Annotated in this window: 6 protein-coding genes and 1 pseudogene; 3 read left to right on the top strand and 4 right to left on the bottom strand. The window is 66.0% G+C overall.

Features of this window, described 5'->3' with window-relative positions; translation table 11 throughout:
• The 3 genes and pseudogenes from Q8S40_RS09885 to Q8S40_RS09875 form a co-directional block, all read right to left on the bottom strand.
• Positions 1 to 398, bottom strand: a pseudogene (locus Q8S40_RS09885) (hypothetical protein); the annotation flags it as partial.
• A 404-nt stretch (positions 399 to 802) separates the two neighbouring features.
• Positions 803 to 3,661: a PAS domain-containing protein gene (locus Q8S40_RS09880; RefSeq protein WP_305670243.1), complete on the bottom strand. Its 2,859-nt coding sequence runs from the start codon at positions 3,659 to 3,661 to the stop codon at positions 803 to 805.
• A gap of 231 nt (positions 3,662 to 3,892) precedes the next feature.
• Positions 3,893 to 4,624 carry an SH3 domain-containing protein gene (locus Q8S40_RS09875; RefSeq protein ID WP_305670242.1) on the bottom strand — a complete coding sequence of 244 codons (732 nt, stop codon included), beginning with the start codon at positions 4,622 to 4,624 and terminating at the stop codon, positions 3,893 to 3,895.
• 390 nt (positions 4,625 to 5,014) lie between these two features.
• Here Q8S40_RS09875 and Q8S40_RS09870 point away from each other — a divergent pair, with 390 nt between their 5' ends.
• The 3 genes from Q8S40_RS09870 to Q8S40_RS09860 all read left to right on the top strand — a co-directional run bounded on the left by Q8S40_RS09870 (position 5,015) and on the right by Q8S40_RS09860 (position 9,708).
• On the top strand, positions 5,015 to 6,961 hold the full coding sequence (locus Q8S40_RS09870; RefSeq protein ID WP_305670241.1) for an AsmA family protein: 1,947 nt from the start codon (positions 5,015 to 5,017) through the stop codon (positions 6,959 to 6,961).
• A 42-nt stretch (positions 6,962 to 7,003) separates the two neighbouring features.
• Positions 7,004 to 8,839, top strand: coding sequence for an ABC transporter ATP-binding protein/permease (locus Q8S40_RS09865; protein WP_305670240.1), 1,836 nt, complete (start codon positions 7,004 to 7,006; stop codon positions 8,837 to 8,839).
• Positions 8,840 to 9,030: 191 nt separating this feature from the next.
• Positions 9,031 to 9,708: a hypothetical protein gene (locus tag Q8S40_RS09860; protein WP_305670239.1), complete on the top strand. Its 678-nt coding sequence runs from the start codon at positions 9,031 to 9,033 to the stop codon at positions 9,706 to 9,708.
• Here the strand turns inward: Q8S40_RS09860 and Q8S40_RS25175 are convergent.
• Positions 9,705 to 10,229, bottom strand: coding sequence for a transposase (locus Q8S40_RS25175; protein ID WP_371136825.1), 525 nt, complete (start codon positions 10,227 to 10,229; stop codon positions 9,705 to 9,707). The genes Q8S40_RS09860 and Q8S40_RS25175 overlap by 4 nt on opposite strands.
• Positions 10,230 to 10,451 lie beyond the last annotated feature (222 nt).

Raw genomic sequence — 10,451 nt, 5'->3', positions numbered from 1 at the left:
AATACCGGGCCCAGAAAATTCACGGTGGTGCCGGCATTGCCTGCGAAGATGCTCCGCAGAAAAGGTCCGCCAGGCTGGGTGACGCCGACAGCGCCAAAGACGTTGGAACTGCTGTTGAAGACGATGTTGCCCTGGCTGGAGGCTGCGGTCGAAACGGCGACGCTTCCAGTGAGCGGGGGGTCGTTCAGCGTGAAGATATCGGTCTGCGGGCCGCCCGGGACGCCGACACTTAAGGTTCCCGTGGTGCCTGAAGCGGACATGTCGACGCCACCCAGCGCGCCGGCGGCGCTGAGCGGGATTATCCCTGGCCCGACAGCGGTCTGCCGCTGCGCCAGACTTGGCGAAATCAACGCAACGCTCGTTGCCGAAACCGTAAGTAACAGTAGCCGTTTCTTCACAGTTTCCTCCAAAAATTGCCTAATGCCAACGCGCCGCGACTTGCACGAGTCTTCCTCGCACAAATAATCGCCTTTAGAGCGTAAGCCAGCGGAAGTCTTACTGCAATATTTTATCGTGAGCTTAACGATTTATTTGCGAGGATGGCCGCTATCTACACAACCGCGTCACACTTCGGATCGATACGGGAATTTTGCTGTTTCCGATTGCCGAACCAACGCCGCACCTGCTGCGCCAGCCCTGCTGGACTCAGCAGCCCTTTGCCTGCCCGCGCGGCCTTCGGGCTCCGGGAGCGCTTCCCGCACCGGCTTCCCAAACACGTCCGCAGGCAGCAGCAGAGTTTCCTCACTCAGCATCACAGCGTGCAAACGCTCGCGACACCGAAGACAACCTCCCTACTCGCTTTTCACGGGGGTTCTCGGCTGGATCGGTGGTCGGCGCATTCGCTGCCGGCACAGGCGTGGCCCGGCGCAGGGGTCACCCTCGCCAAACCGAGAACCCGCGCGAGGTCCTCGACCGAGTAGGGCTTGTGAAGCAGCGGAAAGCCGTGCCGACCGTCGGTCGCGAGAACATGGCTGTAACCGCTGGTCAGCACGACCGGCAGGTCCGGCCATCGAGCGCGAATAAGTCCGGCCAGCTCAATGCCGCTCATCCCCAGCATTAAAACGTCAGAGAAAACCATGTCGAAGGCGCTGGCACTTTCTTCCAGCATCCCGAGGGCCTCTGCGGCGTTCACGGCCAGCGCCGTGTCATGGCCGAGATCGCGCAGCAGCAGCGCTGCGAAATCGGCAACCTGCGCGTCGTCCTCGACGATGAGCACGCGGCAGCGCCTCGACGTCGCTGGCGCAGGAGGGGTTTCAGTTTCTCCCATCACAGCTGTGGGTGGTTCGGATTCTGGAAGGTAGAGCGTGAAGCACGCGCCCTCGCCCAGCCGGCTTGCAACGTCTATGTCGCCGCCCGACTGCTTGGCAAAACCGTAGACCTGGCTGAGTCCCAGGCCCGTTCCCTTGCCGACATCCTTTGTTGTGAAAAAGGGCTCGAACAGCCTCTGCATCGTGTCCGCGGCAATGCCCGTGCCGGTGTCGGTGATCGACAATGTGACGTGGTCGCGGTCAACAGGCTGGTGGGCCCGAATTCCAGGTAAAGCATCAATGACACCAACCTTGATGGTCAGCTTTCCCTGTCCGTTCATGGCGTCGCGCGCGTTCACTGCAATGTTGACAACCGCGGTTTCGAACTGGCTTGGGTCAGCTTCAACAAAGCACGGGACCCCGGCGGTCTCGATCTCGAGCTTGATGCGTGCACCGATCATGGTCTGCAACATCTCGGCGATCCCGCGCACCCGTTCGGCCGCGTCGAATACCTCCGGCCTCAGTGCCTGGCGGCGGGCGAAGGCAAGAAGCTGGCGCGTCAGCGCGGCCGCCCGCTCGGTGGTGCCGGAAATCGCATCGACATAGCGGCGCCTGCGCTCCTCCGGGAGGTCTTGCCGGCGCAGTAGCTCCGCCGAGGAGCGGATGATCGTCAGGAGGTTGTTGAAGTCGTGCGCAACCCCGCCGGTGAGCTGCCCAAGGGCGTCCAGCTTCTGGCTCTGGCGCAGCTGGTCCTGCGCTTCAGTCAGCTCGGCGGCCCGCTCGGCAGCCCGGGCTTCCAACGATTCGTTCAACTCTCGAAGCTGCTCCTCTGTCCTGCGCGACACGGTGATGTCGCGAGAGACGGAAAGTAGCTTCACCGGCTTTCCATCCGGCCCATTGATCGGCGTCACCACCACATCCCACCAACGCGGCGAGCCCGCCATCGTGGTGGCAAAGCCCTGAAAGCGACCGGTCCCGCCACGCCGAGCCTCTTCGACGGCAGCCACGGATTTGGCGTGCTCCTCACCGCGCCAGAGATCGGGCCAGCAGCTACCTTCGACGATCCCGAAGTCGTCTACCTCCATCACCTGCATTCCGCCCTCGCTCATGAAGATCACGCGAGCGTCGAGGTCGAGAACCTTGATGCAGTCAGCGGAGCTCTGGATGACACGGCGATTGAACTCCTCGCTGGCACGGAGGGCAGATTCCGCGCGGGCCCGCTCGGTCAGATCAATGGTGACGGATAGCAGCGCGGACGGCTGATCGCGCTCGCCGTCAAGACGCGTGAGGCTGCACCCGACGAACACCTGTTCTCCGTCAGGCCGGAGGTAGCGCTTGTCGAAAGTAGCCGGTATCCCGGTCCGGGCTGTGTTTCCTGACTGTTCCAGGCTGGCAGCAACATCGTCCGGGTGCGTCACATCAACGACGGTGGCCGCCAACAGGTCTTCACGCGACCTGCCAAGCATGCGGCAGAAGGCGTCGTTCACACGCTGAAAGCGACCATCCAGCGCGACCTCGGCGAGGCCCACCGCCGCAAGCGTGAAGATGGCGTTGAGGCGCTGCTCGCTCATCCGAAGGTCAGCCTCGGCGACCACGCGCTCGGTCACGTCCGCGCCCTCTACGAATATGCCTGCCACCGCGCCGTTCGAATCAGTGATCGGTTGGTAGACCAGGTCGACGAAGCGCTGTTCGACCGCAGCACCGGGTTGGCGCTGCAGCGCGACAGACATTGCGCGCCCGACAAACGGCTCGCCGGTCGAATAAACCCGGTCGAGCAATTCGTGGTAGCCTTGTCCTTCCAGCTCCGGAAGCGCCTCCCGCACCGAGCTACCGATGACACGGCGATGCCCGACGAGCTGCTCAAAGGCTTGATTGACGAAGTCGAACTTCTGTGCCCGGCCGCTGAGCATCGCCATGAATCCGGGCGCCTGTTCGAACATCCGTGACATGCGCTCGCGCTCTGCCGTCTCGCGGCGCTCGGCGAGGACACGCTGTGTTGTCTCGACGACAATGACCAGAATGCTTGGGACCGCGCCGCCCACGTAGCGGAGCGGGCTGTAGGTCAGGTTGAACCAAGCATCCTCCTGCTGGCCGCTTCGCTCGATTGTCAGCTTCTGGTTTTCGAAGGACTGCGTCTCACCGCGATGCACGGCCGCGAAGATTGGCTCGTTGAAGGGCCAAACCTCGGGCCAGCAGACACGGTTCGGTTGGCCAAGCCCTGCAAGATGCTTCGGACCCATGATTCTGGCGTAGCCGTCGTTGTAAATCTGGACGAAGTCGGACCCACACAGCAGGACCATCGCCATTGGCGAGCCAAGTACCAGATCGACCGTCGCGCGCAGGCCGGCCGGCCAAGCGTCGCACGAACCAAGTGGCGTCGCCGACCAGTTGTGGGCGCGAATCAGCGCCCCCATAAGGCCGCCCGAGATTGGGAATTCACAGCTGTCCGTGGCCCTGTCTACATTGTGTTGCATGGTCGGTCCGAATCTTTCGCCCTGGGCGTTTTGTCCCCTGAGGCCAGGCCGATTGTCGTTACGGCCTGGTCGCTCCCGCAGGCGGGGGAGTTCGCAAATTGCAAGGTCGGTGGCACAAATCCTGGTCGGCCGTGATGACGGGCGGCGCAGGCTAAGCCAGAGAGTCTCTGGTCAGGGCGACGGACTGAACAGGCTGGAATGCGCCCATCCCAGGGAAGCCTGGCCTTCGCCGAGATGGATCCAGCCGCCGGGCGCTCGGCCGAGCACGACGTAACTGCGACCGCGCGGCGCCGTCGAAAGAATGGCCGCATCGCCAGACGGCGCTGTACGCACGCGCACAGTCGCGGTGACCACGACTCGGGCCGCCGGTGCGATAGCGGCCTCGGCATCCGCTTGCACGAGCGCCGGAACCTGCAACGGGTCGGCGCTGGCGGCGATTGCCACCTGCGGGTCGCGGCAATAGCGGAGGGCTGCACCCTGCTGTGAGCCACCCCACCCGAGCCCCGGCCCTGCCTCCATGATGACCATGGCAGTGCGGGTCTGCACGCTCGCCTGCCCACCCTGCGCCGCAGTAGCCCTGGCGGTGGCAGTAGGCTGGTGAAGGACAACCCGGGCAACGACGCGCATAGCCTCGGCGCGAGGCATGGGCAGCAGCGCGCAGACCACGATCTCATCCTTCACGTTCAATGGATAAAGCCGGACGTCTGACAGCTCGCCATCCACATTTGCGTCGCCCAGATGAGCCCGGACGGCAGCCACCGCGACCTCCTCCTGATCCAGGGTATGCCCGCTGACGCCGCGCGGCCCGGCCTCCAGCATGGGGCCGGCGGCGGCGCCACGCTGGTCACGGCGTTCCCAGCCCCAGATCACCGCAGCCGCGCTACCGGCCGCCAGCGCCGCCAAGCCACAGATAGTCCTTGTCGCGGCGCTGGCTGGCATCGGTCCGAATTGTCCACGGAAGGGGTTGGCTTGAAGCGCAACGAACACGGTCAATGAAGCCAATTTCGGGTAAAATTCTGGCGGTAGAAAATTCAAAATTCGCCCCGGCCAAGAACCCCACCCCCGATCCGACGCACTGCAAATCCATAGCAGATTATTGCTTTCGCTCAATATAATTATTCCGGATAAATATTTTATTGCCCGCGGAACTTTTATTGCAAACGCATAACTATCTGTTTGAATTGAATACTGTCCATTTTTGTAGGCTGCCCTACCCTTGTCGTGAATTTGACACTTTTGGCGTAGTAATTTCGCGCCCTCGGATTAGCGGGCCGAGTGCATCGGGAGAACGACGTGGTGCGCCTGAATCGACTGCCGCGTTGGCTGACCTGGGCGTCCCTACCCTTGGTCATTCTGCTGCTGCTTTTCGCCTTCTGGTCATGGGACTGGTTCATCCCGCTGGCTGAGCGTCGCGCCTCCGCCGCCATTGGCCGGCCCGTGACCATCGCGCATCTGCATCTGCGCCTCGGCCGGGTCGTGGTGCTGACGGCCGAAGATGTCCGGATCGCGAACCCGCCAGGCTTCGCCGCCGATCCACCCTTTGCGCAGGCGGAGCGGTTGATCGCGCAGATCGACCTGCTGGGGTCCTGGCGCGCAGCAGCGTTGGTGCTGCCGGAGATCGAGATCGTGAAGCCCGTTATTGAGGCTGCCGCACGCGAGGATCGCCGCGGCAACTGGGTCCTGGATGTGGCGGCCGCGCCGCCGGGACAGCCGTCCTCGCTGCGAATCGGCACCCTGCAAATCACCGAGGGTCTCGCCCACATCGTCCTGCCGCACCTTGAAGCCGATCTCCGGCTGGCGATCGCCACGCGCGAGGAGGCCGGCACGGCGCCGCGCCTCGCGACCGACATCACCGGCACCTATGCCGGCCAGCCGATCACTGGCCAGGCGCTGGGCGGCGCCGTGCTGGCCTTGCAGGCAGGTGCGCCCTGGGCGCTCAGCTTGCAACTCGCCAACGGCCCGACACGGATTTCACTGGAGGGCTCGCTGCGGGATCCCCTGGCCTTGCGGGGCGCCGAACTACGCCTGGTGATGCAGGGGCCCGACATGGCGCTGCTGGAGAAGCTGACCGGTGTGCCGATCCCCCGCACGCCGAACTACGAGGTCGCCGGACGCCTCGACTATGCCGAGAATCGCTTTCGCTTCAGCGAAATCGCCGGCCGCGTTGGCCAGACCGACATCGACGGCACGCTCACGGTCGGCACCGCCGGGACGCGCATGAGTGTGGAGGGAGAACTTCACTCTCGCCGCGTCGATCTCGCCGATCTCGGCGGCTTCATCGGCGAGGAACCCGGCCGCGTGGCGACGCCCGGCCAGACGCCGGAACAGCGTCGCGCCCTCGCCCGCAACGAGGCTCAGGCGCGCGTGCTGCCGGACGAGCCGATCAACCTGCCGAAGCTGCAATCGACCGATATCCGCATCAGCTACTGCGCCGACAGTGTCATCGGCCGCAACGTGCCCTTCGACAGCCTGCGCACGGAGCTGGAGGTGAAGGACGGCGTGGTGCATCTGCGGCCGCTGGCGCTCGGTGTCGGGCGCGGCCAGATCGTCGGCAACGTCACGCTGACGCCAGCCGAGGAAGGCCGCGTGCAGGCGGAGGCCGATGTGCAGTTCCAGCGCCTCGACCTGTCCCGCATGATGCAGGCGACGCAGACCTTCGAAGGTGCCGGCACGCTCAATGGGCGCGCGCGCATCACCGGCACCGGCAATTCCTTCGCCACAATCCTCGGCGCCGGCAACGGCACGCTGACGCTCGGCATGTCCGGCGGCAACCTCTCCGCCCTGCTGGTGGACCTTTCCGGGCTGCGGCTGGCCAATGCGCTGCTGTCCTCGCTTGGCGTGCCGGGGCGCACTACGGTGCAGTGCTTCGTCGGCGACCTGGTGCTGCAACGCGGCGTGCTGAACCTGCGCACAGTGTTGCTGGATACGGAGGATGTACTGGTGGCCGTGACCGGCAGCGTGAACCTGGCGCGGGAGCGGCTGGCCATCCGTCTGCGCAGCGAATCGAAGAGCTTCACCATCGGCACCCTGCCGACCTCCATCTTGGTCGCCGGCAGCTTCCGCAACCCCTCCGTCGGGCCGGAGCTGGGTGAGCTGGTGGCGCGTGGCGGCGCCGTGGCGGGGCTGGCGGCGCTGCTGGCGCCGGTCGCCGGACTGCTGCCGACCATCCAGTTCGGAATCGGCGAGGATGATCGCTGCGAAACCTTGATCCGCCGCGGCGCCCGCCCAGCCGCGCGCTGAACCACCCCACCTCGCACCACCCGATCCAGCAAAGCGATCCCCATGCGCGACGCCGTGCCCGTCAGCCGCCAGTTCTTCCGGGACTTCGCCCACCTCGCGACCCCCTACTGGACGGAGAAAGGACGCTGGCGGCCACGGCTGCTGACCGGCGCGCTGGCCCTGCTGGTCGTCTGCCAGATCGGCCTGGTGCTGCGGCTGAATGTCTGGAGCGCCGACCTTTTCGACGCGCTTGAGCGCCGGTCCACCGAACACGCCATGGAGCAGATTGGGATCTTCTTGCTGATCCTGTGCGGGACGATGGCGGCCAATATGGGCCATCTGGCGGTGCGACGGCATTTGCAGCTGGACTGGCGGCGCTGGCTGACAGGTCGCGTCATCGGCCGCTGGATGGACGCATCGCGGCATTTCCAGGCCGGCCTCATCCCCGGCGACCACGCGAACCCGGATGGCCGCATCGCCGAGGATATCCGCGTGATGACGGAAGCCGCGGTCGATCTTGCAAGCACGCTGTTCTACTGCCTGCTGCTGCTGGTGACCTTCGTCGGCATCCTGTGGTCGCTGTCCGGCTGGATCACCGTCGCGGGGATCGCGGTGCCGGGCCACCTGGTGCTGCTGGCTTTCCTTTATGCAGGCATCGGCGCCGTGGTCGCCTTCGTGCTGGGCCGGCCGCTGGTGAGGACCACCGATGTGCGCCAGACCAAGGAGGCGAATTTCCGCTACGACCTGGTCCGCGCCCGCGAGAGCGCCGAGCCGATTGCGCTGGCGCGCGCGGAACAGGCTGAGCGTGGCCGCCTGACCGCGGCATTCGAGACGATTGCCTTCGCGTGGCGGGACCAGTCGGTCGGGCTGGCCCGGCTGATCGCGTTCTCCTCGGGCTATGTCGCGCTCGCCGCGGTGTTCCCGATCCTGGTCGGCACGCCGCGATTCCTGGAGGGCGCGCTGACGCTCGGCCGACTGATGCAATCGGCACAGGCCTTCCAGCAGGTGACCGCGGCGTTGTCCTGGCCGGTGGACAACCTGCCACGCATCGCCGAATGGCGCGCCTCCGTGGAACGTGTGCTGGCGCTACAGGAGGCGGTGCAGGTGGTAACGCTGGAGGCGGCGCGCGCGGGGGAGACCGCCATCAACATGGACCGCGCCCCTGGCCCCTGGCTCGGCGTGTCCGATCTGTGGGTGGCGGAGCCGGACGGCACTGCGCTGCTGAATAACCTGACGCTGCGGGTCGAACCGGGCGAGCATGTGCTGGTGGATGGCGACCCGGAGGCCGCGGCGGCGTTCTTCCGCGTCGTCGCCGGCATCTGGCCATGGGGCTACGGGCGGGTGGACCTGCCGGCAGATGCGCTGATGGTGGCCATCGGCCGCCGCATGTATCTGCCCCGAGGCACCCTGCGGAACGCCCTGGCCCTGCCCGAGGCGGAAAGCAACCCGGGCGACGAGGCCATCCAGGCGGCGCTGACCGATGTCGGGCTGGAGGGGCTCGGTGCCCGGATCGACCAGTCCGAGGACTGGTCTGAGGTATTGAACGGCGCCGATCTGCAACGACTGGCCTTCGCGCGGCTGCTGCTTCTGCGGCCCGACTGGGTTGTGCTGGGGGATGCGACCGATGCGCTGGACCCGGTCTCCGCCGACGCGCTGCTGCGACTGGTGGCGACCCGGCTGCCGCAGACGGCCCTGGTGCTAATCGGCCAGCATCCTGGCTCCGCAGAGACCTTCAACCGCCGCCTGACCCTGGAACGGCCGAAGGGCGGGGAGGTTCTGCTGAACGAGGTGTACGCCCGCCGCCAGGCCGCGCGTGCGCCGAAGCGCCGGCCGCTGAAGGTGGTGGACTGGCTGCGCCAGGGCTATCCGGCCGATGGGCCAAGCACGACGCATGGATGAGGCCGCGCTGCCTCATTGGCCACCCCGATGGGGACGCGAGCCACCCTGCCAGGCGCGGAAATGCACGATGGACGTGATCGCCTGCGAGTTGGTGGGCACCCCGTGATACGCTTGATGGCCGCGCACCGCTTCGTCACCGATCCGGGGAGACCGCGATCAACCTGAACCGTACGCCTGAGCCCTACATCGGCGTGAGGGACCTGTGCATCGCGGCGCCCGACGGCACGGCCATGCTGTCCGACCTCACGCTGACGGTGAAGCCGGGCGAGCGCGTCCTGGTCGATGGCGACCCCGAGGCGGCAAGCGCCTTGTTCCGCGTGGTGACCGGCATCTGGCCCTGGGGGCGCGGCCATGTGGACCTGCCGGCCGATGACGCGATGATCGCCATCGGTCCGTGGCCGTTCCTGCCGCAAGGACCATTGCGCCAGGCCTTGGCCTTCCCGAAAGCGGCGGCGTGTCACGATGACGCGGTGCTTCGGGCGGCCCTCTCCAGCGTGGGCCTCGCGCATCTCACATCGCTGCTCGAGGAGGCGAGGGACTGGACGCACATCCTCAGTCCGTCGGAAGTCCAGCGCCTGTCTTTTGCGCGGATCGTTCTCTTTCGTCCGCGCTGGATCGTGCTGGGCAACGCGACTGATACGCTCGACCCTACCACAGCAGACGCCATGCTGCGCCTCGTGGCGGAGCGGCTGCCAGAGGCCAGCCTCGTTCTGATCGGAAAGCATCCCGGCTCGCGGGAGTTCTTCCACCGCCAGCTCACCCTGGAGCGTGCGCCCGACGGCGTAGTCGTGCTTCATGAGCTTCATGCCCGACGCCAGGCCGCGAAAATGCCACGGCCGAGGCCGCTCAGCGTCGTAAACGTCGTCTAGCACCCACCTTGCGGCGCGGGCGCCTGATGGTGCGCTGTCGCGGCTGATGTCGCGGTGGGGTTGCCGTGCGGCACGATGCTGGTGCGGGTCATGGCCCGCCTGCCAGACAGGCGGAGAGCCGGGACGACGCCGACATAGGCGGCGAGTGCGCCAGTGGATTGGAAGCGAGCTGGATCTCCAACCGCGGCGATCGGGCGGCGGATTGCACACCAATACCGTCGATGGTGGTGAGCAACTTGCCGACCTGGTGCACTTCGAGCAGGCCCTCGATGTCGCGCTCGACCTCTCCGAGGCGTCGCCGCCAGAGGTCGAGGTCCTGGCAGAGATGTCGAGCTTGAAGGTCGTAAACGGGCCCATGATGTTGTCCGACGGAGCGTTTGGCGCGCCTCGACTAGCTGTTCGGCAAGTTCAAGGCCGATAAAATGACGGCCGTCGTAGCGCAGCTTCGCGATGCGCCGTGGCGTGGCCTTGGCGAAGGCCTTCGCAGTCGGATAGGCGGCGAGCCGCGCTGTTGCCAGCATCGTGTCGAGCGAGCGGACGTAGCGCGTGAGCTCTGGGAAGACGAGATCGACTAGGCGCAGGACCCATTAATCGCTTGCTTTGACGCGGCGGCTCATGATTCTGGATGTGGCGGAGGTCCCGCCATGTCCGCACTGCCCTTCCTGCTGACGCTCACCCAGATGCGTCGCCTGTCGCCCCACTTCCCGCGCTCGCACGGCGTGCCGCGGGTGGATGACCGCCGG

Origin of the sequence: Falsiroseomonas sp., from assembly GCF_030695085.1 — a bacterium.
GTDB lineage: Bacteria > Pseudomonadota > Alphaproteobacteria > Acetobacterales > Acetobacteraceae > Falsiroseomonas.
This window is presented reverse-complemented; position numbering and strand designations above follow the sequence as displayed.

Bases quoted from the DNA above. Each gene is read 5' to 3' on its own strand.
- Q8S40_RS09880 (WP_305670243.1), bottom strand. From the start codon at position 3,661: ATGGGGGCGCTGATTCGCGCCCACAACTGGTCGGCGACGCCACTTGGT.
- Q8S40_RS09865 (WP_305670240.1), top strand. From the start codon at position 7,004: ATGCGCGACGCCGTGCCCGTCAGCCGCCAGTTCTTCCGGGACTTCGCC.
- Q8S40_RS25175 (WP_371136825.1), bottom strand. From the start codon at position 10,229: ATGCTGGCAACAGCGCGGCTCGCCGCCTATCCGACTGCGAAGGCCTTC.